The sequence below is a fragment of the Mucilaginibacter sabulilitoris genome, from assembly GCF_034262375.1.
Lineage (GTDB): Bacteria > Bacteroidota > Bacteroidia > Sphingobacteriales > Sphingobacteriaceae > Mucilaginibacter > Mucilaginibacter sabulilitoris.
Genome location: NZ_CP139558.1, coordinates 6272316 through 6297355, shown reverse-complemented (window position 1 = coordinate 6297355; position 25040 = coordinate 6272316). Strand labels below are relative to the sequence as shown.

Sequence of the window (25040 nt, the reverse complement as noted above, 5' to 3'; positions counted from 1 at the left end):
TGCTAAGGTTTACTGAATTAAATCAATTTGCTCACCTTGTATTGGTACCCTAAAACAGCATCCACATGAATGCTTTTTACTATTTTCCATTCTTTTAATTCGGGAATAAACTGAGGTTCCAACAGATCTGAGTTGACAGATGCCCGCGTATAAAAAGCCGAACGGGTGGGATGGTCGGGAGAGCAGGCATTAAATAAATAACCATAAGCTTTTTTATCAATTATCGCTATACTCAAACCGATACAATCATCCAGATGGATCAGGTTAACGGGGGCGTTGCCGTTAGGGATATTTGTTTTACCGGCAAAAAAACGACCCGGATCCCGGCCGGGGCCTATCAATCCGGCGAAGCGGATAATAGTAGTTTTAAAGGAGGTTTCGGCTCTGAAAAGATCCTCAGCAGTCAACAATATCTCGCCTGATTCAGTATTAGGTTGAGGGTTACTTAATTCATCAACCTCCAGGTTTAAATCCGCATAAACCCCGGTTGAGCTGATAAATACAACATGCTGAACCTCATGCTGCTTAATAGCGCTGATAATGCCTTGTATCTTATAAATAAAATTTGCACCCTCTCCCGATCTGCTCTTTGGCGGAATGGCAATAAATAATACGTCACAATCAAAAAAAGCCGGGTCATAGTGCTCTTCATCAGGTGAAAAAATCACCAGATAAGGTTTAATGCTCTCTACTGCCAATGCTTCCATTTTTTCCGGAGAGGTGGCTGAGCCTTTGACTCTTGCACCTTTTTTTATGAGGGCTTTTGCCAACGCCCGGCCGTACCAGCCGCAACCTAAAATACTGATGTTTGTTCCCTGTAGCATAGCTTGTTGATTGCTGAAACTAATGAATTGGCGCAAAGGTAATTAAATATAACAACGCCTTATCACAGCTAATTATATGCTTTTCCGTTAAACTTTTTGCACTTTATGATCGTTGTTGTTGTATGAAGAAAGAGATTTTGGCAACATCTGCTGTTGTTTTAGGTTTAACAGCTTTAGCGTTGCACGCCAGGAGTAAACCTTTAGAAACTGTTAAATATGTAGAACTAAAAAAATATCTGGGTACCTGGTTTGAAATAGCCGCTTTCCCGCAAAGTTTTGAAAAAGGGTGTAGTTGTACTTCGGCAACTTATGGTTTAAGTACCGATGGCACCTTAATAGTGAAAAACAGATGCATTAAGGATAATAAATTAAAAGTAAGTGAGGGCAAAGCCTTTGTTACCGATCATAGCAATGCCAAGCTTGATGTACAGTTTTTTTGGCCCTTTAAAGGTAAATACTGGATCATTGATCTGGCTAAGGATTACAGCTATGCTGTAGTTGGGCATCCTAATCGTAAATATTTGTGGATATTGAGTCGGAGGCCTACACTTGACGATCAAACCTACAACCATCTTGTTGTACGCGCGGCTGATAAAGGTTTTGACGTAAGGCAACTGGTCAAAACAGAGCAGATAGCCGATGTTTCAGCTATTTAATGTATGGCTTTTATATGTAAGCTGTTATTTTATTTTGATGTAATAGTTTACGGTTTCAGACTTAGGGGGGCCAGCTGTTTCTTTGGTTAACGTAAGGGTGTCTGCATTTAGTGCCATGTTCCAGTATTCATAGTAGCCTGTACGGGCATAAAAGAACTTTAGGGTATTCAATGAATAAGTAAATCCCCCCAAACCGGCATTGCTTTCACCTGAGCCATCATGATTGAAATTTAATATTTCAACGTTGGGTCCTTCGGCTGTATGAATAACATTCTTTTGTGTATCGGGCGGAAAATAAATTACCGCGGTTTTAGAAAGTTTCCATTCACCAGAGAGCTTGCTATAAGGGATCTTATCCTTTTTGCACGAATAAAGCAGGGCTAAAATAAAAAGTGCGGGTAATATTTTTTTTACAACTGGTAACATAGTTTATGATCTCCTTGCAAAAATAGCCATCATTTATAAAACGTGTTAATAAGTGTCTTGTTTTAAATAGCTTATACCACAAGAGGCCCTTTCAATATACCTGAAAGGGCCTCTTGTGGTATATGAATTTTTATTAATTAAAAACGATATCCCAGGGTCAGGAAACCATTATTGTTGGTTTTTTTGAAATTGGCAGTTGGGTTCCCGTTATTTATTAAATAAGGCGAAAATGACTCAGAGCCCGTAATGTGTGCATAGGTGGCATCAACATAATATTGACCAAACCGGATACCTATACCACCGGTAACAGTCTTGATATCGCTGGTTACATCTGTTGAAGTTGTATTGTTTTTAAACGGACTACCTTGCTGGCTATAGCCTCCGCGTAAATAAAACATACTGGTTATACGGGCTTCTGCACCGGCATGTATATTAATGGCCGATTTGTAATTCGCTTTGATAGCTGCATTATCCTGATCGCCAATATAACTATCATTACTGCTGAGATGGGTTGTTGAATAGTCAATATACTCCACATCGCCCGATATAAAACCGTATTTACCAATAAATACAGCAGCACCGCCAGCTAACTTGAGCGGTGTACGCATATTGTAATTTAACGCATAATCTCCAGATCCATTGGGTTGGTTTGATTTTCCGTTAATGGAAGTCGCCAGTCCTTCGTTATAAACATCGTTAATGCTATAAAAAGTAGGAGAGGTAAAAGTAAACCCTAAACGTAAGGCCTCAACAGGTTTGTATATAACACCTAGCTTAACGTTTGCACCTGATCCTCTTGTCGATTGGTTTTGCGAATAGTTTGAGTTAAAAGGAGTTGGCGTGCCTATTGTACTGCCGGGTGCAGTTATAGATGCGGAACCATCTTCAATAAATTGCCGGTAATAATCATATCGCAGATCAGTGACAGCAACGCCTAAACCAAGGTATAATTTATTGCTGTAGTTGGCGCCGAAGGCAAAGTTAAATTCCGACTGACCACCTATGCGTGAAATTACCCCGGTTTGATTTACTGGTGTATTAACAGTACTTGCAAAGTCTGGATTTTGAGTTGTGCCAAAATTATCAATCAGGTTGTCGTCGTATGCCCATTGAGCCAAGGCGTCGTCAGGGAAGTTGTTGGCTGTGCCGGCGTAGTAATCAGATATCGAGTTGGCAGTATTTTTGCCGCCGTAAACTATATTCTCATAAAAATTATTGGTACGGCTGTAACCCCCGCCATAATTGATGCTGAGCCAGCCCTTGCTTTTATCGCGTCCTTTTGGCGTGTTAAGGCGTTGGTAAAACACAATGGAGGCGTTGCTCAAATTACCATTGTTTTTGCTGGTGCTGTTGGCCTGTCCAAAATAGCTTGAATTTACTTTTGATCCATTATATTCCGGCGTTATACTAAACTCCGAATGGGTAAAGAAACCTAAACCCGCGGGGTTGCCGCTTACAGAACTCAGATCGCCACCTATGGCGGTACCGGAATTGCCAATTGCTTTAATACGCGATGTTGATCCGTTTTGAAAGGTAGAAAAACGTACCGCATCCTGCGAGTATTGCGCAAATGTATCTTTAGTAAAGGCTACTATAGCGATTACACTGAGTAAATATTTTATTTTCATAGAATCTCAGGATAATAAAGTTATGGTCTGGTTGGTCTGCCGCCGCCACCTCCTCCGCCACCGCCGGAGCTTCTGGAACCACCGCCCGAATTGTTGGAAGGGGTTGAAGGTGTGCGATCAACCGTTGGTTGCTGCATAACCGGCCGTGTATCGGTACGAGCCGGCTGATCATTTGTACGTGATGGCCGGGCGTCGGTACGTGCCGGTCGTGAATAACTGTTGTTGGTGCCCCTGCCGCCGGGTATATAACCTATGCCATTGTTTGCCGGTACGCGGGTACCAAAGCCGGGTCTGCTGTTGTTGCTTGAACCGTTGCCCCCAAACGGAATACCTGGCCCCCGGTTTGGACGTGGAGTGCCGGAGGTGAAATAGCCGCCATACCCGCCACCCCAATAACCGCCGCCATATCCGCCGCCCCAATAGCCACCACCTAAACCCCAACCATAACCCAAGCCACCCCAGCCATAGCCAAAACCTAAACCCCATCCACCATAACCGTAGCCACCCCATCCATAACCCAAACCCAATCCCCAGCCATAAGGCGAGTAACCATAACCAAAGGGGCCATAGTTAAAGCCTAAGCTAAATCCGTTGTTATAATAAGGGTTACTGTAACCGTAATACAGGTTGTCATAGTAGCTAAAAGGCGAAAAATAACTGAAACGGTTTATGCGTGAAGTATAGTCGTCGTAATAAAAGTAATCATCGTCGTCATAATCCTGGTCCTGATCCGGATTTTGACTGTAAGTATCCGCGGCGGCGTATGTTGGTTCATTACCCGCGCGGGCATTTGAAAAGTAAACGTCATCACTGCTTTCGGGGTTTGCGAGCTTTGTGGTAGAGCAGGAACTCAACGCCAGGGCGCCGATCAGAAAAATTCCTATAGCAATGTTCCGTTTCATGTCAGGTATGTGAAAAGTAGGAGTTCAAATAACTTTTAAATTTATAAATTTGGCGCAATATACAATAATTGCACAGGCAATTCTATTTCCAAACAATATGAGCAAAGGTGTTATAAGTAAAGACGAAGATTATTCGCAATGGTTTAACGACTTAGTAATTAAATCTGACATGGCAGAGTACTCGCCAGTTAGGGGCTGCATGATCATTAAACCGTACGGCTATTCTATATGGGAAAAAATACAAGCGGTGCTTGATCAAATGTTTAAAGATACAGGGCACAGTAACGCCTATTTTCCGCTTTTAATACCCAAGTCTTTCTTCTCTAAAGAGGCCAGTCATGTTGATGGGTTTGCTAAAGAGTGTGCTGTTGTTACGCACTATCGTTTAAAGAACGATGGTGACGGAAATATCATTGTTGATGAAGAGGCTAAACTGGAAGAAGAACTTATTATTCGCCCCACATCAGAAACTATTATCTGGAACACCTACAAAGGCTGGATCCAATCATACCGCGACCTGCCTATTCTGGTTAACCAGTGGGCCAACGTAATGCGCTGGGAAATGCGTACCCGTCTGTTTTTACGTACCAGCGAATTTCTATGGCAGGAAGGCCATACGGCCCACGCCACCTCTGAAGAAGCCGTGGCCGAAACCGAGCAAATGCTGAATGTTTATGCCGACTTTGCCGAAAACTGGATGGCGTTGCCGGTAGTAAAAGGCCGTAAAACAGCTAACGAACGTTTTGCGGGTGCTTTGGATACCTACTGCATTGAAGCGTTGATGCAGGACGGTAAAGCCTTGCAAGCCGGAACATCACACTTTTTAGGGCAGAACTTTGCCAAGGCTTTTGATGTGAAATTCACCACCCGGGATAACAAACAAGATTTTGTTTGGGCAACCTCATGGGGGGTATCTACCCGTTTAATTGGTGCGCTGATCATGGCCCACTCTGATGATGCCGGATTGGTACTGCCACCAAAACTGGCCCCTATACAGGTTGTAGTTGTGCCAATTTACAAACACCAGGAAGAGCTTGACAATATTTCGGCTTATGTGGCTTCGCTAAGCAAAGAACTTAAGGCCAAAGGAATCTCTGTAAAATTTGATAACAGGGATACCCATCGTCCGGGAGCAAAATTTGCCGAGTATGAGCTGAAAGGTGTGCCATTGCGTGTTGCCATTGGTAGCCGCGATATGCAGAACGGAACGGTTGAGCTGGCCCGCCGCGATACCAAAACAAAGGAAACCGTAAACCAGGAAGGGCTTGCGCAAACTATAGAAGCGTTGCTGGGCGAAATTCAGAATAGCATTTACAAAAAAGCGTTCGACTTCAGGGCTGAAAACACCACCGAAGTAGATACCTGGGAAGAGTTTAAGCGCATGCTTGATGAGGAGCCTGGTTTCATCAGCGCCCACTGGGATGGTACCTCAGAAACCGAACAAAAAATAAAAGAGGAAACTAAGGCGACAATCCGTTGCATACCTTTGGATAACAAACAGGAAGAAGGCAAATGCATCTTTACAGGCAAACCCTCAACACAAAGGGTACTGTTTGCAAGGGCGTATTAAGCCCCCCAGCCCCCTAAAGGGGGAGCTTTTGATTTGCTTATTGATATCAAAAGTTCCGGGGACATACATCCTTCCCTAAAGGATAATAAAAATAAATCGGCTTCTTTTTAGGGAAGGAAGCCAATCAAAAATTCCCCCTTTAGGGGGTTAGGGGGCTTATGAAATTCGCAACTAAAGCAATACATGCAGGGCAGGAGCCCGATCCAACAACGGGCGCCATCATGACGCCGATATACCAGACATCAACTTACTGGCAGAAGTCGCCGGGCGATAATAAAGGCTATGAATACTCCCGCGGTACAAACCCTACCCGTAAGGCGTTGGAAGATTGTTTGGCGGCATTGGAAAACGCCAAATTCGGACTTGCTTTTTCGAGCGGCATGGGTGCTACGGATGCAGTTATGAAACTACTCGCCCCTGGCGATGAGGTAATCACCGGGAACGACCTATACGGCGGGTCGTACCGCATCTTTACCAAGATATTCGCCAATTATGGCATCAAGTTTCATTTTCTTGATCTGTCCAACCCGGAGATCATACGCGAATATACCAATGATAAAACCAAATTGGTTTGGATAGAAACGCCAACTAATCCCACCATGCAAATTGTGGATATAGAGGCTATTGGTAAAATAGCGAAAGAAAAGAACCTGCTGTTTGTAGTGGATAATACCTTTGCCTCTCCATACCTGCAAAACCCTATTGATTTGGGTGCTGATGTGGTAATGCACTCCGTAACCAAATACATTGGCGGCCACTCTGATGTGGTGATGGGCGCCCTGATGCTGAACGACGAGGAGTTATATAAAAAGCTCTGGTTTATTTATAACGCCTGTGGCGCTACTCCGGGCCCGATGGACAGCTTCCTGGTGCTGCGTGGTATAAAGACCCTGCACCTGCGCATGAAGGCCCATTGCGAAAACGGCAGGCAAATAGCCGAGTTCCTGAAAACTCACCCGAAGGTTGAAAAGATATACTGGCCGGGCTTTACCGATCATCCGAACCATAACGTAGCCAAAAGGCAAATGCGTGATTTTGGCGGCATGATCTCTATAGTTTTAAAAGGCGCCGATCTGCAGGAAACATTCCGCGTTGCTTCATCATTTAGAGTGTTTTCCCTGGCCGAGTCATTAGGTGGTGTAGAATCACTGATCAATCACCCGGTAAGCATGACCCACGGATCTATCCCCAAAGCCGAGCGCGAAAAAGCCGGTGTGGTAGACAACCTGCTGCGCCTGAGCGTAGGGGTGGAGGACATCGAAGACCTGCTGGAAGATTTGAAGCAAGCGCTGAGTTAATTTAGACCTTTACATATCATTGCGAGGTACGAAGCAATCTCTAAGCTATACAAAACGGCTTTGTAAGTAGGAGATTGCTTCGTACCTCGCAATGATATGTTGTTTAATTTGCTTTCATGATCGAAAATATAAAATTATTCCTTGACGCCAGGGTGGCTCAATATAACCAGCCCGGTTTTATTGAGAACGACCCCATATCCATACCTCATATGTTCCGCCGTAAGGAGGACATCGAGATCATGGGCTTCTGGGCAGCAACCCTGGCCTGGGGCCAACGCGTTACCATTATCAAAAAATGTAAGGAACTGATTGCCCTTATGGATGGCGCACCTTATGATTTTATCATTAACCATGAAGAGCCTGATCTGAAAAAACTACTCAGCTTTAAGCATCGCACCTTTAACGATATTGATACGCTTTATTTTATAGCCTTTTTCAGACAGCATTATGAGCGGTTTGAATCATTGGAGGATGCGTTTGTGCCCCCTAGCCCCCTAAAGGGGGAGTTTTTTGATTTGCATGCTCCCCCTTTAGGGGGCCGGGGGGCTGAAGCTGCCCTCAACCACTTTCGATCATACTTCTTCTCCTTGCCCGATTTTCCGCACCGGACAATGAAACATGTATCATCACCCTCGCAAAAGTCGACTTGTAAGCGATTGAATATGTTTTTACGCTGGATGGTTCGGAAAGATGATTGCGGAGTTGATTTTGGCATCTGGAACAAAATTAAACCGACTGACCTGGTTTGTCCGCTCGATCTGCATGTCGACCGTGTGGCCCGCAAACTACTGCTCATTACCCGCAAGCAAACCGACTGGCAAGCCGCCGAAGAGCTCACTGCCCGTTTACGTGAATTTGACCCCGCCGACCCAGTGAAGTATGATTTCGCTTTGTTTGGATTAGGGATTGAAGAGCGTTGGGGCGTGCAGTTTTAATGATGTAAATTCATTATAAAATACTATGAGGCAAGCTGTCATCCTGAGAGAGTGATTAAATCCTTGGCCTCTGAAGGAGAAATGACATAGCTTTGCTGAGCCGTGCAGTGTGTCCGATCAAGTTATAGTGCTTATTGCCTGTTGCTGAGTATGGTTCTGAAGTATAGAGTCTGAAGGTATGGTACGATCCTTACAAGAGTGATTTGTCCGATGGGTAGCCTGTCTTTTCTTTAAACTCCTTCGGGCACGGCTTCTTAAAAAAGGATATAAGGATGGAAAAGATGCATTTTCATGCAGCGGGCATAGATATAGGCGCCCGTAAGCTATTCGTGGGGCTTGAAAGTCAGCCGGTTCGTTCGTTTGAAACTTTCACCAGTGATCTGGTATCACTTAAGCATTATTTATTGGAGCATAAAGTAAGTACGGTAGCCATGGAAGCGACAGGAGTTTACTGGTATGTGCTTTATGATATTCTTTTGGATGCGGGATTAGATGTGTGGCTTGTTGACGGTCGGCAGACACGGCAGTTACCAGGCAGAAAAACAGATGTAAAGGATTGCCAGTGGATACAGCAGTTGCATAGCTATGGTTTACTGAACCGCTGTTATGTTTCAGAGGGGCATATCAAAGAATTGCGTAGTTATCAGCGTCTTCGGGAGGATCACCTTCGGAGTGCGGCCATGCATGTTCAACACATGCAGAAGGCACTGATAGAAATGAATATCCGTTTGCCGGAGGTATTAAGCCAGGTCCATGGAGTAAGCGGCATGGCGTTGATCGATGCGATACTGCAGGGTGAGCGTGATCCTGCTAAGTTGTTTTCACTGTGCCATAAAAAGATCAGGGAGAATAAAGGAGAAGAAGTATTGAAGGCCTTGCAGGGCCATTATACAGCCCAGGGGCTTTTTGCCTTGGGTCAGGCCTATAAGGGCTATGGTTTTTATCAGGGTCAGATACAGGAATGCGACAGTCAGATTGATCGTGTTTTACAGCGGATCAACAGGGACAAGAGCCTACCGCCGGGAATAAGCGGCGGGAAACGCAAAGCGATCCGTCACAACAAACCTAATATCGATAATCTGGGGGATCACTTGTTGAAAATATTTGATGGTAAAGACGCGACCAAACTCCCGGGTATTACAGATTACAACTGGTTACAGTTATACACAGAGGTAGGTTCGGATCTTAGCCGATGGCCAAGTGAAAAACATTTCACCAGTTGGCTTGGTTTATCGCCGGGGCATGACCGTTCAGGAAAGAAAAACAAAAGTAAAAGCAAGGGTAAGCCGACCGTTGGGCAAATATTCAAACAGATGGCCCATGGATTATTGAACAGCAAGTATATCGGCTGGGGTTCATTTGCAAGAAGATTAAGGGGTAGAAAAGGCCCCGCGATAGCTATTAAAGCTACAGCCAGAAAACTGGCTGCTCAATACTGGCGTTTAATCGTAAAAGGCGCCGACTTTGTAGAGAAGGGCCTTCACTCGTATGAGAACATTCTTAAAGAACAGAAACAAAGGCGATTAGAAAGACTCGCCCTTGAATTAAATATGGAACTTGTGCCTGCTTAAATTATTATGTCATGGGTAGCTCCGTCGAAGCATGGTGGGCTGGCCTCTGCGTGTGATCCTTCGACAAGCTCAGGATGACAGGCCTTTTTACGCTTCTTCCTTAAAATAAACCTTATAATAATTCATTGCCCGGCCATCATCAAACCCCTTTTCAATAAGTTCTTTATCGCCATGGATATAGATATGGAAGTTTTTGTCAAGTTTTAAAACGCTTTTGTAAACTCGCGCTTGTTTCTTAACGGCGTTTTCAGATATAACAAAATTGTCGGCAATGGGACTATCAAACTCCTGCTCATACTGGTTTTTGAAGTTTTTGAATGATTCGATAGCTTCCGGGTTACCGATTACCTCGTTAGAGAACTCGTCCATATCAAATTCATCCTTCTCCTTAAAATACTTCATAGATCGGTTAAGCAGGTCTATCTTATCGGCTTTGCTCATTTCAAACTGATCATCCAGTTTTTCGGTCACAAAGTTTTTATAGATACCCAGCGTATTATTGGTTTGGTTAAAGCTGTCGTTACGGATGCGCAGCTGCAGAAAGTCATCTTTCCAGTATACGGCTGCATCCTGGCCTCCGTTGGTTTTATCAACCACAACTACTTTGTAACCGTTTTCTTTTTCGATATTGAAAATAAGCACACCCTTATCCAGCTTGTTGATGTTAATGGCATCCTGCTCATAATCAACCTGAAAACCGCCTTTGTCAGGATAAACCTTCAAATAAGTTTCCTTATTTTCTGATTTAAAAATACCGATAACATCCAGCGGGTTACCTTCAATTTGTACTTTGTTAAAGTAAACCACGTACAACTCACCGCCCTTAATGTTAGGGTGTGTAGTGGTTTTATATAAGTGTTTGGCAATTTGCTGCGATGCTTCATGAAATTTCTCCTTATCATCAAATACCTGGGTAGCAAAGTGGTGTATCTCGTTCAGGTTAAGTTCGCCGCTGCTGTGCATGAGGTGATAAACCTCGTTGGCCTTTTCAAATGGCTTTAAAAAGTACTGCATTAGCAGGTTCGGTATAATATCATCCTTGAGTTCCAGCGGAACATCAGAAAGAGCGTACATTTCTTCCTGCGACTGGTTGCCGACGTGATGTACCGAAATAGTATTGAGCGAAGCTTCAAAAAAGGTTACCATAATTGATGCGAAGGTAAAGTTTTTTAGCGTTTGATTATTTGCTGCGGCTTCATTAGTCATCAGAAAGTAGTACATAATTGCTGGTTCATTGTTCATGGTAATTTGTTTTACTTTTGCATTTTAATAGTTGGCTAACTATTGAATGATTTAATGAGGAATAATATCCATGACAAATAATGAAACCATAGTTGCCCTTGCAACACCAAACGGGATAGGCGCTATCGCGGTGATCCGCCTTTCGGGGCTGGACGCTATAACTATTGCCAACAGCGTTTGGAGAGGCAAGGATTTAACTAAAGAGGCCTCACATACCATCCATTTCGGCCATATTATGGATGGCGACCTGATGCTGGATGAGGTATTGGCATCATTATTTATAGCACCAAGTTCCTACACACGCGAAAATGTGGTAGAAATATCCTGTCACGCCTCAGGATATATCATTGAATCGATCATTAAATTATTTATCAAAAAGGGCGCGCGATCTGCTAAACCCGGAGAGTTCACGCTAAGGGCATTCTTAAATGGTCAGCTTGATTTATCGCAGGCAGAGGCTGTGGCCGATCTGATCGCGTCTAATTCCAAAGCATCGCAACAGGTTGCCTTGCAACAATTAAGGGGCGGCTTTAGCAGCCAGTTACAAACTCTGCGGGAGCAATTGGTTAATTTTGCCTCGCTTATTGAACTCGAACTTGACTTTGCCGAAGAAGATGTGGAGTTTGCCAATCGCGGTCAACTGAAGCAATTAATAGTGGACATTACCCGTATCATTGGCAGGCTAATACAATCTTTTGAGCTGGGAAATGCTATAAAACAGGGTGTTAATACGGTGATAGCAGGCAGGCCCAATGCGGGTAAATCAACCTTGCTGAATGCTTTATTAAACGAAGAACGCGCCATAGTAAGCCACATTCCCGGTACTACTCGTGACACTATAGAAGAAGTGTTGAACATTCAAGGTATTAATTTCAGATTGATAGATACCGCCGGCATACGCGAAGCCACAGATGCCATTGAGCAGATAGGGGTACAGCGTACCATGGAAAAGATTAGCCAGTCGGCCCTGTTAATCTATGTGTTTGACGCCGAGCAGATAACCTTAGATGAGCTTAAAAGCGATTTAACAAGTCTGCAAACACCTGGCGTGGCCATGCTGCTGGTAGCCAATAAGATGGATTTATTAAATTCGGCAGGCAAAGAGGACGATATAGAGGCATTCTTTCAAACATCAGGATTGCCTGATAATCAAACCATTTTTATATCGGCCAAAGAAAAGCTACATATAGATGACCTTAAGAATAGGATATACAGTGCCGCAATTAAAGACCAGCTCAGCGGCGACGAAACGCTGGTAACCAATATCCGGCACCTGGAGGCACTGCAAAAAACTGAAGAGGCACTTACCCGCATATTGGGTGGTATTGACGGCAGTATCACTTCAGATTTCCTGTCGATTGATATTAAGCAAGCCCTGCATTATCTCGGTGAAATAACCGGAGCCGTTACAACAGATGACCTGCTGGATAATATATTCAGTAAGTTTTGTATTGGCAAATGATTAAACTAAATATTGGTCGCCGCCTTTGATTCCGCCAGCGCGGTATCATAATCCCGGTCCTGCGCAGTTTTAAAACGTTGTAAGTGCTCTTTCATTTTTTTACTTAGTTGCTTTTCCCCCTGAACAGCGAGATGATCCAGATAATGATGGCGATCACGATAACAACCGCAAGAATGCCCACAGCCGCGCCGGCTTTGAAAATACCTGCTATCGCGGTGCAGCTGGTGAATAAGGTGGCTATCATGAAGATGGCCACCGGAATAACTATTTTTTTCATCTGATATGTTTGGAGTTCATCAGCCTGCGTTGTTATTATCCTGTACGTCATCAGAGGGAAAAGTTTCTGTTGATCCGCTATCCAGCTTGACGACGATCTTATCGCCAATGGTATCCACCACTTCTCCTTCCCCTGAAGGCGTCAGTACGCGCTGGCCAAATAAAAATAAGTGCTCGTCCATTATGCCTGTACTGGTTCTGCCCCGTAGGTGCTCCATTGGGCAACACCTTTAGGTTCTGCATTTTTTACTTCAGCGCTTTTGACTTTGCTCATGTCTTTATTGAGTTTTTCGCTTTCTTTTACCTCCGCGCTGAAATCACCCGGCAATTTCGTTTGGCCTTCTGTTTCCTGTATCTGTGCAATGGGGTCTTCAACGTAATTAAATTCTTTGCCCATGCCTTTGATCTCACCCTCATTCCACGGCCCGCGAACGGTACCGTCGGAAAGGTTGTAAACGTTTTGCAGGTAGCGGGGATCGGCAGCCAATACCCCCGGCGGAAAATTAGGCTGGATGCTGTCCAAAGCTGCCTCAAACATTTTATAGTGTGTAACCTCCCGGGTCATCAGGAAGGACAGGGTTTCGTGGATGTACGGATCATCGGTGAATTTCATCAAATGCTCGTAAACGAGCTTGGCCCGTGATTCCGAAGCCAGGTTGCTCCGTAGATCAACCGTCAGGTCGCCATTGGAGTGGATGTAAGATGCACACCAGGGAATACCCTGGCTGTTGCGTGGCGTTACGCCACCGCCAGTGATGATGCCGAACTGTGGATTGGCGAATACAGCTGCGTGGATAATATCTTCCTTCGCGGCCTTACCGTTTAATACCTGCATAATTTCCGAGCTGTCGGCGGCGTTTTTGAGCTCACCGTTCACGCCCTTCAGTAACATCTGGATGGTAGCGCCAACAATCTCCAGGTGACTGAATTCTTCGGTGGCGATATCCATCAGCATATCGTATTTATCCGGATGCGGAACTTTCGCGCCGAAGGCCTGGGTGAAATATTGCATGGCTGCGGCCAGCTCACCGTTTTCGCCGCCGAACTGCTCCAGCAACAGGTTGGCAAAACGCGGATCCGGACGGGATACCCGGGCGTTGAATTGTAGATCTTTTACATGGTGAAACATAATATTATTTGTTTTTAGGTAAATGGATATTGATAAAACTATAGGAGTTGTTATTATGTTTTTAATTAATTAAATAATTTTATAAGAAATATAAAAACATTATTTAACTGAAAATAGTTGTTGTACTACTTTCTAAACGCTTTCTGTAAGCGTTCACGGAGTATTTAAACCAATTGTTGAAAGATTATTTTTTTACCATGAATGCAACCTCAGCCTGGCTATTGGCTGTTAATTCAAAATTGAACAGTCCCGGCCTGACCGCGGTTTATGAACAGCAGGCAGTAGGTTATGCCTTTAAAGTTTACCTGATTGACGACTCCTGCTGGATGGTTTTAGCCTGGCCGAAAGGCAGCCGGATCGCTTTCCGGCTTGCTTATTCACCCAACGATCACCTTGAACTCCGGAGGGTCCTGGAGAAAGATCAAAACATTACTTTTCGGATCGCCTCCCTGATGGGCGAATACGAGGCTGTTGTCCGGTTACCGGCTGGAGAAATCCCCGTGCTGCGCCTGACGACAACACTGAGAGCGGCAGCGCCGGTCTTGTTCCCTTACTGGCCGCGCGATATCGTGCCGCTCGGCGCGGCGAGCAGCGATAAGCTGGCTGAAGGCGAGATCAAAGTCAGCCAGGTAGGCACGCGTTCCGGACAGCTCTATTTTAGCCTGACCCGGCCGAAGGCGGGTTCTGTGCTTTACCTCCAGAACCTGACCTCACTGGCGGACTATAACCAGCAGACCGAAACCTCGGCCGGAGATACGGTGGGTGGCGAATGGCCGGAAATTGGATTTGCCCTGCCTCCTACTTTGAAAAATAAACCATTGGAAGCAGGGAAAACTTATGCCCTGAGTGACGCGTTTATTGTCTTTTCTGAAGAAGTACCTGCAGATGAGGGAGCCATGGTACGCCAGTATCTTGATTTATTAGCGGCAGTTTATCTGCAATTGCCTAAACCGGCTACTACTTATAAAAACTGGCCGGAAACTTTGCAAAAAGGTTTAACTGACCTGACCGAAAGCCCGGGTTGCTGGTCACAGGTGAACGGGAATCATTACCTGAACGCATATGTTTGCGATTATGCAACACCACCCGAAATCATGGTTCAGCTGGCGGTTTTACTGCCCTTGCTGGATTATGTAGAATGGAACGATTCGCAGCTGGAGGTGATGAAAAAGATCAAGGAAGGCCTGCCCGCCTTTTACAATGAGGAACTTGGCACGATCATGCGCTGGCACCCTAAAGTGGCCGATAAGATGGAAGGCGACGAAGAACACAAAAAGCCAATGGTTATGGATTCCTGGTATCTGCATCACCCGCTGCTGAACTTGTCACGCTTAGCGCTCAAAGGTGATAAAGTTGCCGAAAAACTGTTCCTGGATTCGCTGGAATTCGCAATAAAGGTGGCCCGTCATTTCAATTACAGGTGGCCGGTGTTTTATAAAATGGACACGCTCGAGGTGATCAAAGCGGAAACACAACCTGGAAAAGGCGGTGAAAAGGATGTGCCGGGTTTGTATGCACATGTAATGCTGCAGGCCTGGGAACTGACAGGCAACAAACGTTATTTGGCGGAAGCTGAAAGAGGCGCTTTAAAACTGCAAGGTTTAGGTTTTGACTTATTCTACCAGGCGAATAACACCTCCTTCTCTGCAGGTGCATTATTGCGGCTGTATAAGGTCACCCAAAAAGAAGTATATAAAGAGCTCAGTTATTTATGCCTGGCTAATGTGTTCAGGAACGTAAAACTCTGGGACTGCAATTATGGTTATGGCCAAAACTTCTCATCCTTCTTTGCCTTGTTCCCGCTGAACGATGCGCCCTATACGGCGGTTTACGAGGAGCAGGAAGTCTTCTGTGCCTTTCATGATTACCTGCATCATGCGGAAGGCCTCGATATTCTGCCTTCCCTGCGTTTGCTGATGGCCGAATATATACGTTTCCTGGTAGAACGGGCGGTATATTATTATCCGACGATGCTGCCGAAGGCGATGTTATCAGACGAAGTCAAAACTGGTGAAGTCGACCCGAACCTGTGGATCGCGCTGGAGGATATGCATGACGGCTGGGAGAAATCCGGCGAAGTCGGACAGGAAGTATACGGCGCGGGAAATGCTTTCGGTATACTGCCGCGCCATTATATGCAGGTGGAAGACGAGCCTTTCATGATCTATACCGATTACCCAACTTATGGCTTCTCGCCAAAAAAGCACCGTCCGGCCAAATTTACGCTGGCGGGAGACACACGGCTCAGCTGCCGTTTGATGCTGGTCAAAACGGATAAAGGTAAAATGCCTGAATTTTCAGTGACGCTGAATGGGGGAAACGAACCTGCTAAAGGTAGGAAAACCAAAGACGGTCACCTGGAATTTACTATTCCCGGTGACAGTGAAGTTTATATTAACTGGAAGACCAAATGAAGAAGAGTAAGAATTTATTTGAACGTTTCAGTAACTGGGCCACAGCGGCCACCGGAAGTTCCGCTGCATTTATCATCGCTACATCCACCGTGCTCATTTGGGCTGTTACCGGACCGTTATTTCATTATTCGGAAACATGGCAGCTCGTCATTAATACGGGAACGACGATCATAACTTTCCTGATGGTCTTTCTGATTCAGAAATCGCAAAATAAAGACTCCAAGGCCGTCCACCTGAAGCTGAATGAATTGCTGGCCTCGCACGAGGGCACCAGTAACCGCATGGTTAATATTGAAGATTTGACTGAAGAGGAACTGGACCATCTTTATAAATTTTATATCCGCTTGTCTGATCTGGCAGAAAAGGAAAATGATCTTACCCGCACGCATTCAATAGATGCTGCTACAGAAAACCAGAAAAGAAAATCACAGACACGGAAGCCGATTAAAAAGACCTGAGCCATGAATAAGCCGACTATAATCACCGCGATGATCGAATGTCCGAAGGGATCGAACCAGAAGTTCGACTATGATCCGGCGGAAAAACGTTTTAAACTGAATAAGATCCTGCCCGCCGGACTGGTCTTTCCCTTTGATTTCGGGATGATCCCGGGAACCAAAGGAGAGGACGGAGACCCGCTGGATATCATCGTGATCTCCGAAGGTTCCACTTTTTCCGGTTGCCTGGTAGATTGCCAGATTATTGGCGGATTAAAAGCGGAGCAAACCGAACGGAACGGGCACAAGGTACGGAATGACCGTTTTATCGGTATTCCGGATGTTTCCCAGTTATACTCGGACATCCATACACTGGAGGAGTTGCCACAAGTCCTCATTGATCAGCTCGAAGCCTTTTTCAAAAATTATAACGAACAGGCGGGCAAGAAATTTAAAGTGACCGCGAGGTTAAACGCCCCGCAGGCCGCCAAATTATTAAGTCAATGAAGAAATAAAGCAGCTGCTCATACGGCCCATGCTGGTGTTACTGTTAATCACCGCCTGGCTCGTAAGCCATAAGCCGGGAACGGCGCCAAAGAAACCCGCAGCTATATGCGGCAAAAGAAACTAAATAAGAACTAAAATCAATTGCTATGGAACTTATGCTGAAAATTTTTGGTGAAGGCAAAGAGCTCAATGCCTTGCAGATGAGCAGCCGGGGCGTAGTCATTTTTATAATTGCCTTCCTGCTCATCCGCGTCTCGGGCCGGCGCTCGTTTGGCGTGCGGACGCCGCTCGACAATATTATTACCATTTCATTGGGAGCCATCATGAGCCGGGCGGTGGTGGGTGCATCGGCTTTTGTACCGGTAATCATCTGCTGTTTTGTGATTGTTTTCCTGCACCGGGTCTTTGGCTGGCTGATCGTTCATCATAAGGCATTCGGCCGCTTTATGGAGGGCGATAAAATCCTGCTATTTGATCAGGGAAAGTTCATTAAAAGCCGTATGGAAAAAGGATTGGTCTGTGAAGAAGACATCATGCAGGGTGTCCGGAAGTCAGCGCTAACTGAAGATATGAAGGGGATTGAAAAAGTTTATATGGAAAGAAACGGCGAGGTCAGTGCTATCCGGAAAAAATGAAAATTGTCCCGATTTATCAGTGGTTTGGAACGCTTCTTGTTTTTTTAAGAACAACGTTGTTCAATATAGTTTTAAGAAAATAAAATCTACAATCATGCCTACAAAAAACAACAAAAAGTCTGCTGCAGCAGCCAGCCGCACACCAGAAGCTGAAAGTGCGCTGAAAGAGTTATTTATCGATGAGATCAAGGACATCTACTGGGCCGAAAAGCATTTAGCCTCGGCTTTGCCGAAGCTGATCAAAGGAGCGACCTCGGAAGACCTTAAACAAACCATTAGTAACCATCTGGAGGAAACCAAGAACCATGTGACCCGTCTGGAAAGCGCTTTCGCTTCGATCGGTGAAAAAGCGGTGGCTAAGAAATGCCTGGCCATGGAGGGCCTGCTAAACGAAGCTACTGAACTATTGTCCGATACCGACAAAGGCACAGAAGTAAGGGATGTAGCCATTATTTCTGCTGCTCAAAAGGTAGAACATTATGAGATCGCATCTTATGGTACCCTGCGCACCTTAGCCGGAACCCTGGGTTATAGTGAAGCGCAGCGCCTGTTTGATGAAAACTTAGCCGAAGAAAAAAATGCCGATACCCTGTTGACCCAAGTAGCCGAAAATTATGTGAATGAAGCCGCTGCCGCCGAAATAGAATAAAAGAAGCAATTGTGATCTTTCAGGGGATACCGGAAGGTATCCCTTTTTTTGTTTAAGTTTTGCTTAGCGCCGAGATCAAAAGTTCAGCGGTCGCCTCGATGGTCTGATGAATGACCTCCTCGCAGGAACCGGAAAACACTTTACGGAAGCTGGCTTCACGACCACTGATCAAAGCAAAAACGAACATGGTGCCGACCGGTTTGTCCGGTGTTTCGCTGCCGCCGGGAGTGGTCAGGCCGGTAACGGTTACCTGAATATCCGAATCGATTATTGTTTTTAAGCGGTAAGCCATCTCCCGGGTCACTTCCATCGATTCCGGCGTGTATTTATCAATAAGTTCCTGTGGTACACCTAATAAACGGATTTTCAAACTTGCGTCATAACAGGCGATGCCCCCTTTAAGCACTTTACCAGATTCTTCGGTCAGCGCAAATTCGGAGCAGAGCCAGCCCGCTGTCGCGCTTTCTGCAAAAGCGATAGTCAGCCCTCGTTGAGCTATGATTTTACTGCAAACGCCGATTTTGCTTTCTGCCATTTATACTTAACGATCTGGCGCTGAAAATGGTTTGGATATACAGACGCTTTGCGCAAGCATCAGGTCTTTTCCTAACAATCATAACTACCGGATACAGAACCGACTACTGCTTATCACTTATCGTCCTTACCGAATAACTCCCTCAACTTATCCTTTGCTTTTTCCAGCGTGTCTTTTTCCTCTGCGTTTAAGTTCTTTCCGGCCCGGTTCTCATAAAAGGTCAGCATGGACATCGCGCTTTGATAAGGCGAAGATTTTCGCCGTTTGCTTGTCTCCGCCGAATGTTTTACTGATGCCGCGATCTTATCCGGATCTCCGGATTTAAAAATATCTTTCTCCAGGTCCATCGCATCGCTGTGCTCTGTAACATCTGCAGACCATTTGTTTACTGTTTTTTTGGTTTGCGTAGTCATAGAAATATAGTTTATCCGTAAATGATTTTAGAATCAGTTGATACTAACCTTCTTGCTTGTCGCTTTCTCCTTCCGCTTTTTTATCCTCTTCCAGTAGATTGGTACCGATAGGGTTAGTGGCTAATAGTTTGGCAAACCAGGCCAGGTTTGCGGTCATATAACGCAAGGTTTTATTGGTATATAAATATCGTTCGCCGCCGGCTTCTACATAATCTTTTTCTCCTCCGGCCATGCCAACCCAATAGGCGTTAACATTTGGTGGAATTGTAAAGCCTACTTCCTGCAAAGCCCAGAGTACTTGCGCGGCGCAGCTATGGGCGCCGTCTTCGTTGCCGGTGACCAGGCAACCGCCTACTTTATTATAGGGCATATATTGTCCGTTTTCGTGATTGCTTAGTTCTTCGTCCCGGAAAATAGCATCTAACCGTTCAATCACTTTTTGAGCGGTCGAGGCCAGGTGTCCCATCCAGATGGGCGTGGCGATAATAAAAATTTGACAGGATTTGATCTTTTCCAGGATAAGCGGCCATTGGTCACCCTCTCCTTCATCAGAAGAATTACCGGTAAGCACCTGGTAATCATTAAGACGGATAATCTCTGTTTCAAACCCCTGCTCACGAAGCTGGCTTGCGGCTTTGTCAGCCAATGCGCCTGTGTTGGAAAAATCTGGTTGGCGTTTGAGCGTACAGTTAATAAGTAATGCCTTCATGAAGTTTGTTTTAATAATTAGTTAGAAAAATAACAGCCTGATGTAGTTCAGCTATCACTGTTCTTCTTTTTTTCTTTTGCAAAATGAGCGCGTGCCTGCTTTAAACCAGTCGCTATTGCTTCCCCTTCATTGCCGGTTGTTCGCAACACTTCATTGGCGATCTCCGTTGCCTTTTCCCTGATTTTCTTAGGTTGGTTCTTATAAGATGGCGGGTAGTTTCCGTTATACCATGGCATAAGCTAATTTTTAAATATTTCCTAAATACACTTTCATTTCAACCTTGTTTTGCATTGGCATTCAGCAGCGCCTGTCTGATGACAGGCGCTGTAAAAAGATCAGGAAAAAAATCCCTTGTCTTCTTTGGGTTCGGTGCTTGCCTGGTAATTGATATTATTTTCGGCGATCCGGGTCAGCAGGTTGTCTGCTTCCTTTTCTTCCTCCAGGGTCTGGCCCAGGAGGTCAGCCGCATCATTATATCCTAAAGTTTTAGCCAGTGTGACCATGCCGCCGTAAGTGGCGATCTCATAATGTTCTGCCTTTTGTCCGGCGAAGATCAGACCTACATCCCGTTGCGCTGTGCCTTCTTCGGTTTCATCTATAATATCTTCGCCTTCGTCAACAATACCGGCCATTGCTGCGCATTTGGTGGTGTCCACGTCTTCACCAATCAAACCAAAGACCTGTTCCAACCTGGTAACATGGTTTTGAGTTTGTGTGAGGTGATTACCGAATGCATCCTTCAGTTCAGCGGATGTAGCGGCTTCCTGTAATTTTGGTAAAGTTTTAACCAGTTTTTTTTCTGCCCAAAGCAGGTCTTCTAATTGATCGATAAAAAACTCCTTGAGTTTTGAATCGGTAGTCTGTGCGGTTTGTGTTTCCATGATATTTGTTTTTGATAAATGATTTTGTAATTTCTTTAAATTGGATGTCAATGCCGGATTATGGCCGGGGGTGAGCTTCTACGTATTAAGGTTGTCCTGAGCCGCCGGATGAACCATAGATCTGTCCGGTCGCGTAACTGGCATCTGAGGCAGCCAACTGTACATAGATAGAGGCCAGTTCTGCGGGTTGCCCGGGTCTGCCCAATGGTGTTTGTCCGCCAAACTGCTTCAGCTTTTCCTGGCTGGCGCCGCCACTAACCTGTAACGGTGTCCAGATCGGTCCGGGTGCGACACCATTTACACGGATACCTTTCGGCCCTAATTGTTTTGCCAGTGACTTGACATAATTCATTGTCGCAGCCTTTGTTTGCGCGTAATCATACAGGTCGGGTGAGGGATCGTAAGCCTGTTCAGAAGTGGTACCGATGATAACCGAGCCGGCTTGTAAATGCGGCAGGGCCGCCTTAATGATCCAGAAAGGAGCATAGATATTGGTTTTCATCGTCCAGTCAAACTGTTCTGTAGAAATATCCAAAATAGACTGGTTGCTTTGCTGCCTGCCTGCATTATTTACTACAATATCCAATCCGCCCAAACTCTTAACCGCCTCGTCTACCAGTTTTTTGCAAAAGCCTTCATCTCGCAGGTCGCCGGGAATTGCGATGGCTTTGCGGCCTTCAGCTTTGATCAATGCGATCACCTCTTTGGCATCTTCTTCCTCTGTCGGGAAATAATTAATCGCCACATCAGCGCCTTCACGGGCATAGGCTATGGCGGCAGCTCGTCCCATCCCGGAATCGCCACCGGTAATCAACGCCTTGCGACCAGCTAGCCGTCCCGAACCTTTATAGCTTTTTTCGCCGTGATCCGGTTTGGGGTTCATTTTACTGGCTAAGCCCGGCCAGGGCTGTGACTGGCCTTCAAAAGGCGGCTTGGGGTATTTGGTGATCGGATCTTCTAATGCTTTTGTTCCCATTATACTTTTTGTTTTACCGACGGCTGAGAAGACAGGTGTTACTGATGCGACAGCTAAAGTGGCACCTAACCCGGCGACCGCTTGCCGCCGGGTGATTTTATGTTCTTCGTTCATGGTAGTGTAGGATGTATTTTTTTACGACTTCTTTTTTGGAACCTTAGCGCCTTCCTTGCGGGCTTCCGACAATCCGATTGCCACAGCTTGTTTTCTGGACGTTACTTTTTTACCGCTTTTGCCACTTTTTAGTGTCCCTTCTTTTTCCTCATGTAAGGCTTTGTGGACCTTGTCCTGTGCCTTTTCTGAATACTTTGCCATTTTTTTTGATTTAATAGTTATTCATAGTATAAATTATTCCGTTGATCATATAACCTTATCCGTTGACTACTTCACCACCGTTTACGTGGATGACCTGCCCCGTTATAAAAGAAGCATCATCTGAAGCCAGAAAAACATAGGCAGGTCCAAGCTCCGAAGGCTGTCCAGCCCGTTTCATGGCGGTTTCACTTCCAAAATTTTTGATCTTCTCCTCATCGAACGTGGATACGATCAGGGGCGTCCAGACCGGTCCGGGCGCTACAGCGTTTACACGGATCTTTTTTTCAACGAGATTTGTTGCCAGAGAGCGCGTAAAGGTGGTAATAGCTCCTTTAGTCGAAGAGTAATCAATCAGCGAAGGAGAGGAACGGTAAGCAGTTACTGAGGTGGTATTAATAATACAGTCACCGCTGCGCATGTAAGCTACTGCCGCCTCAGCGAAGTAGAAATAAGCAAATATATTGGTGCGGAAAGTGGTGTCCAGCTGTTCGGGATCAATCGCCTTGACATCTTTTTGTGGAAATTGCATTCCTGCATTATTGACGAGGATATTTAGCTTTCCATATTTCTTAACGGTCCTTTCGACCGCGTTTTTGCGGAAGGCGGCATCCTTCACATCTCCTTTGATAAGCAGGCAATTTCTGCCCGCGGCTTCCACCAGATTTTTGGTTGTTTCGGCGTCATTATCTTCATCGAGGTAAACGACGGCTATGTCCGCACCTTCTTCGGCGAAATGAACGCTGACAGCCCGGCCGATGCCACTGTCACCACCTGTGATCAGGGCTATCTTGCCCTGGAGTTTGCCGGCGGCCTTGTAACTATCCTTAATATATTCCGGTTTCGGATCCATCTCCGCTTCAATACCCGGCTGGCGATCCTGTTTTTGTGGCTTTTTTGTTTTCGTTTCCATATCGGTCAAATGTTTTTTCCTTCAAATTCCTTTTCAATTTTAGCCCAGAAAGGCAGATCAACTATTTGCATAAACTCATCCATACTAACCGCGTTAGGTTTAGGGATTGGTTTGCCATGCTTTAAATTATTCAGCGCTTTTTGGATGGTGTGAGCCACCTGGAAGATCACCGTAGTGGGGTATAAGATCATGGAATAACCCATATCACCCAGGTCTTTTGGCGACACCCAGGGTGTTTTGCCTCCGTTTTCCAATACACTGGTGGCTAAGGATACCCCTTTCAATTCTTTTCCGATCTTTTCGAGGTCGTCTATCGTTTCCGGACCTTCGAGGTAAACGCCATCCGCACCGGCATCCAGGTAGCTTTTTGCGCGGTCGATAGCATTATCGATCCCTTCGGAATCAATGGCATCTGTACGGGCGAGGATAAAGAAATCCATACCATCACGTGCGGCCACGGCTGCTTTGATTTTTTGTAACATGGCTTCGGTATCGATCACTTTTTTATCGCCCATATGTCCGCATTTTTTCGGAGGTTGCTGATCTTCCATAAACATGGCGGAAGCACCCAGGCGGATGTATTCCTGAACGGTACGTGTAACATTCTTCACATCACCATAGCCGTCATCAACATCAAGCAATACCGGCAGAGGTGAAGCTTGCATGATCCAGTCTGCAGAGAATTTCTTTTCGCCGAATTTTTCCAGGTCTACATCTGGTATCGCATGTGTAGCTCCGGAAAGCGCATAGCCGCCGATCTGGTAGGCATCAAAACCGGCCAGCTCAATCAGGCGGGCTGTCAGCGCATCATGTGCAACGGGCAGCTGCACCGGTTTGTCTGCTGCGGCCAGCATGGCTTTCCAGCTCTTTCTTTTGGTGATCGTGTGTTTCATTACGCATCTCCTTTGAGTACTACTTTAATACGATCCTCTTTATTGGCAATTCTGCCTGATTTGTGAAAAATTACTGCTTGCATCATACAGATTCATTCTTTGATAAATGAGTAAAATTAGCGGCGGCTGAAAGTGGGCGGGAGCGGCAAAATAATCTGAATAAATCACCGCCAATATTATTCCAGTAGTGGATATATGGATAAAAATATTTTACATTTTAGCTATCTATACTTAAAATTATTTCTTTTAATTTAATAATTGTACTAAAATCAACCATCTGTGTCATTAATTTAGAACAGAGCTATTCAATGACGTGTAGAGGCTGAGGAGCTGATTTCTAAGATTTCAATTTAAGCTTTAACGAAATATCAAGAAGGCTAATTGTTTAAAACCCAATTCGGTAACGGGTGTTATCACATTAGGGAAATTGAAGTAACCTTAAATTTACGCTATGTCAGGAGTTAATAAAGTTATCCTGGTCGGCCATTTAGGAAAAGACCCGGAACTCAGGTATTTGTCGGATAACGCTGCAGTTTTAAGTTTTCCGCTTGCTACGTCCGAGTTTATCATCAAAAACGGTGTTAAAACAGAACACATAGAATGGCACAATATCGTGATGCGGCGTTCGCTGGCGGAAGCCTGTCATAGATCGCTCCGTAAAGGAAAGCTGATCTATGTAGAAGGTAAATGTCGTACCCGCTCTTTTGAAGATAAAGAAGGTATCAAACGTTACATCACAGAAATTATTCCTGAAACGTTTACCCTTTTGGGACGGATCAGTGATTTTGAAATTAATGAATTACTGGAAAATGTGGCTCATTCAAAGAAGTAGAAGTATTCACGTACC

Annotated in this window: 29 protein-coding genes; 12 read left to right on the top strand and 17 right to left on the bottom strand. The window is 45.2% G+C overall.

The annotated features are described in order from the left end of the window. Positions 1-17: 17 nt before the first annotated feature. Positions 18-824 carry an SDR family oxidoreductase gene (locus SNE25_RS26590; protein WP_321562053.1) on the bottom strand — a complete coding sequence of 269 codons (807 nt, stop codon included), beginning with the start codon at positions 822-824 and terminating at the stop codon, positions 18-20. A gap of 122 nt (positions 825-946) precedes the next feature. Between SNE25_RS26590 and SNE25_RS26585 the strand changes: the two genes are divergently transcribed. Continuing rightward, entirely contained in the window at positions 947-1480 is a 534-nt protein-coding gene (locus SNE25_RS26585) for a lipocalin family protein (RefSeq protein ID WP_321562052.1), read from the top strand. A gap of 24 nt (positions 1481-1504) precedes the next feature. On the opposite strand, the gene SNE25_RS26580 is transcribed toward SNE25_RS26585, so the two are convergent. The 3 genes from SNE25_RS26580 to SNE25_RS26570 all read right to left on the bottom strand — a co-directional run bounded on the left by SNE25_RS26580 (position 1505) and on the right by SNE25_RS26570 (position 4436). Then, positions 1505-1906, bottom strand: a complete 402-nt coding sequence (locus SNE25_RS26580; RefSeq protein ID WP_321562051.1) for a hypothetical protein — start codon at positions 1904-1906, stop codon at positions 1505-1507. A gap of 137 nt (positions 1907-2043) precedes the next feature. Beyond that, entirely contained in the window at positions 2044-3534 is a 1491-nt protein-coding gene (locus SNE25_RS26575) for an OmpP1/FadL family transporter (protein WP_321562050.1), read from the bottom strand. Positions 3535-3554: 20 nt separating this feature from the next. Next, a complete protein-coding gene (locus tag SNE25_RS26570; RefSeq protein ID WP_321562049.1) occupies positions 3555-4436 on the bottom strand; it encodes a hypothetical protein in 882 nt (293 codons plus the stop codon). A 97-nt stretch (positions 4437-4533) separates the two neighbouring features. Between SNE25_RS26570 and proS the strand changes: the two genes are divergently transcribed. The 4 genes from proS to SNE25_RS26550 all read left to right on the top strand — a co-directional run bounded on the left by proS (position 4534) and on the right by SNE25_RS26550 (position 9810). Continuing rightward, the gene (proS, locus tag SNE25_RS26565) at positions 4534-6006 is read left to right on the top strand and encodes a proline--tRNA ligase (protein ID WP_321562048.1); all 1473 of its coding nucleotides are present in this window, start codon (positions 4534-4536) and stop codon (positions 6004-6006) included. Between the two features lie 158 nt (positions 6007-6164). Next, positions 6165-7304, top strand: a complete 1140-nt coding sequence (locus SNE25_RS26560; protein ID WP_321562047.1) for a cystathionine gamma-synthase — start codon at positions 6165-6167, stop codon at positions 7302-7304. 116 nt (positions 7305-7420) lie between these two features. Then, positions 7421-8239 carry a TIGR02757 family protein gene (locus SNE25_RS26555; RefSeq protein ID WP_321562046.1) on the top strand — a complete coding sequence of 273 codons (819 nt, stop codon included), beginning with the start codon at positions 7421-7423 and terminating at the stop codon, positions 8237-8239. A 272-nt stretch (positions 8240-8511) separates the two neighbouring features. Next, positions 8512-9810, top strand: coding sequence for an IS110 family RNA-guided transposase (locus SNE25_RS26550; RefSeq protein WP_321562045.1), 1299 nt, complete (start codon positions 8512-8514; stop codon positions 9808-9810). Between the two features lie 87 nt (positions 9811-9897). Here the strand turns inward: SNE25_RS26550 and SNE25_RS26545 are convergent, their stop codons facing one another. Continuing rightward, a complete protein-coding gene (locus SNE25_RS26545; RefSeq protein WP_321566252.1) occupies positions 9898-10956 on the bottom strand; it encodes a nucleoid-associated protein in 1059 nt (352 codons plus the stop codon). A gap of 166 nt (positions 10957-11122) precedes the next feature. On the opposite strand from SNE25_RS26545, the gene mnmE reads away from it, so the two are divergent. Beyond that, the gene (mnmE, locus tag SNE25_RS26540) at positions 11123-12514 is read left to right on the top strand and encodes a tRNA uridine-5-carboxymethylaminomethyl(34) synthesis GTPase MnmE (protein ID WP_321562044.1); all 1392 of its coding nucleotides are present in this window, start codon (positions 11123-11125) and stop codon (positions 12512-12514) included. Between the two features lie 103 nt (positions 12515-12617). On the opposite strand, the gene SNE25_RS26535 is transcribed toward mnmE, so the two are convergent. From SNE25_RS26535 to SNE25_RS26525, 3 genes are read right to left on the bottom strand one after another with little or no spacing between them, the layout of a single operon-like run. Continuing rightward, positions 12618-12842 carry a hypothetical protein gene (locus SNE25_RS26535; RefSeq protein ID WP_321562043.1) on the bottom strand — a complete coding sequence of 75 codons (225 nt, stop codon included), beginning with the start codon at positions 12840-12842 and terminating at the stop codon, positions 12618-12620. After that, complete coding sequence (locus tag SNE25_RS26530) at positions 12811-12972, bottom strand: hypothetical protein (RefSeq protein WP_321562042.1); 162 nt, start codon at positions 12970-12972, stop codon at positions 12811-12813. Before SNE25_RS26530 ends, SNE25_RS26535 begins: the two co-directional genes overlap by 32 nt. After that, on the bottom strand, positions 12972-13919 hold the full coding sequence (locus SNE25_RS26525; protein ID WP_321562041.1) for a manganese catalase family protein: 948 nt from the start codon (positions 13917-13919) through the stop codon (positions 12972-12974). The genes SNE25_RS26530 and SNE25_RS26525 overlap by 1 nt, the downstream gene beginning before the upstream one ends. A 197-nt stretch (positions 13920-14116) precedes the next feature. On the opposite strand from SNE25_RS26525, the gene SNE25_RS26520 reads away from it, so the two are divergent. From SNE25_RS26520 to SNE25_RS26500, 5 genes are all read left to right on the top strand, one after another. Further along, complete coding sequence (locus SNE25_RS26520) at positions 14117-16333, top strand: hypothetical protein (protein ID WP_321562040.1); 2217 nt, start codon at positions 14117-14119, stop codon at positions 16331-16333. Then, positions 16330-16791, top strand: a complete 462-nt coding sequence (locus tag SNE25_RS26515; RefSeq protein ID WP_321562039.1) for a low affinity iron permease family protein — start codon at positions 16330-16332, stop codon at positions 16789-16791. Before SNE25_RS26520 ends, SNE25_RS26515 begins: the two co-directional genes overlap by 4 nt. A gap of 30 nt (positions 16792-16821) precedes the next feature. Beyond that, the gene (locus tag SNE25_RS26510) at positions 16822-17277 is read left to right on the top strand and encodes an inorganic diphosphatase (protein WP_321562038.1); all 456 of its coding nucleotides are present in this window, start codon (positions 16822-16824) and stop codon (positions 17275-17277) included. Between the two features lie 146 nt (positions 17278-17423). Next, the gene (locus SNE25_RS26505; protein ID WP_321562037.1) at positions 17424-17912 is read left to right on the top strand and encodes a DUF421 domain-containing protein; all 489 of its coding nucleotides are present in this window, start codon (positions 17424-17426) and stop codon (positions 17910-17912) included. A gap of 94 nt (positions 17913-18006) precedes the next feature. Beyond that, entirely contained in the window at positions 18007-18561 is a 555-nt protein-coding gene (locus SNE25_RS26500; RefSeq protein ID WP_321562036.1) for a YciE/YciF ferroxidase family protein, read from the top strand. Positions 18562-18613: 52 nt separating this feature from the next. On the opposite strand, the gene SNE25_RS26495 is transcribed toward SNE25_RS26500, so the two are convergent. The 9 genes from SNE25_RS26495 to SNE25_RS26455 all read right to left on the bottom strand — a co-directional run bounded on the left by SNE25_RS26495 (position 18614) and on the right by SNE25_RS26455 (position 24193). Further along, positions 18614-19096, bottom strand: coding sequence for a CinA family protein (locus tag SNE25_RS26495; RefSeq protein ID WP_321562035.1), 483 nt, complete (start codon positions 19094-19096; stop codon positions 18614-18616). Between the two features lie 113 nt (positions 19097-19209). After that, positions 19210-19509, bottom strand: a complete 300-nt coding sequence (locus SNE25_RS26490) for a DUF3175 domain-containing protein (RefSeq protein ID WP_321562034.1) — start codon at positions 19507-19509, stop codon at positions 19210-19212. 43 nt (positions 19510-19552) lie between these two features. Continuing rightward, positions 19553-20218: a flavodoxin family protein gene (locus SNE25_RS26485; RefSeq protein ID WP_321562033.1), complete on the bottom strand. Its 666-nt coding sequence runs from the start codon at positions 20216-20218 to the stop codon at positions 19553-19555. A gap of 47 nt (positions 20219-20265) precedes the next feature. Then, entirely contained in the window at positions 20266-20454 is a 189-nt protein-coding gene (locus SNE25_RS26480; RefSeq protein ID WP_243483828.1) for a DUF2188 domain-containing protein, read from the bottom strand. A 99-nt stretch (positions 20455-20553) separates the two neighbouring features. Then, positions 20554-21099 (bottom strand): YciE/YciF ferroxidase family protein, encoded by a 546-nt coding sequence (locus SNE25_RS26475; protein WP_321562032.1) that lies wholly within the window; start codon positions 21097-21099, stop codon positions 20554-20556. 85 nt (positions 21100-21184) lie between these two features. After that, positions 21185-22189 carry an SDR family oxidoreductase gene (locus SNE25_RS26470; protein ID WP_321562031.1) on the bottom strand — a complete coding sequence of 335 codons (1005 nt, stop codon included), beginning with the start codon at positions 22187-22189 and terminating at the stop codon, positions 21185-21187. A 21-nt stretch (positions 22190-22210) separates the two neighbouring features. Continuing rightward, positions 22211-22390: a DUF6496 domain-containing protein gene (locus SNE25_RS26465; RefSeq protein WP_090463211.1), complete on the bottom strand. Its 180-nt coding sequence runs from the start codon at positions 22388-22390 to the stop codon at positions 22211-22213. A gap of 55 nt (positions 22391-22445) precedes the next feature. Then, complete coding sequence (locus SNE25_RS26460) at positions 22446-23300, bottom strand: SDR family oxidoreductase (RefSeq protein WP_321562030.1); 855 nt, start codon at positions 23298-23300, stop codon at positions 22446-22448. Between the two features lie 5 nt (positions 23301-23305). Then, positions 23306-24193 (bottom strand): isocitrate lyase/PEP mutase family protein, encoded by an 888-nt coding sequence (locus tag SNE25_RS26455; protein WP_321562029.1) that lies wholly within the window; start codon positions 24191-24193, stop codon positions 23306-23308. Positions 24194-24644: 451 nt separating this feature from the next. Here SNE25_RS26455 and SNE25_RS26450 point away from each other — a divergent pair, with 451 nt between their 5' ends. Next, positions 24645-25025: a single-stranded DNA-binding protein gene (locus SNE25_RS26450; RefSeq protein WP_321562028.1), complete on the top strand. Its 381-nt coding sequence runs from the start codon at positions 24645-24647 to the stop codon at positions 25023-25025. The last annotated feature ends 15 nt before the right edge of the window (positions 25026-25040 follow it).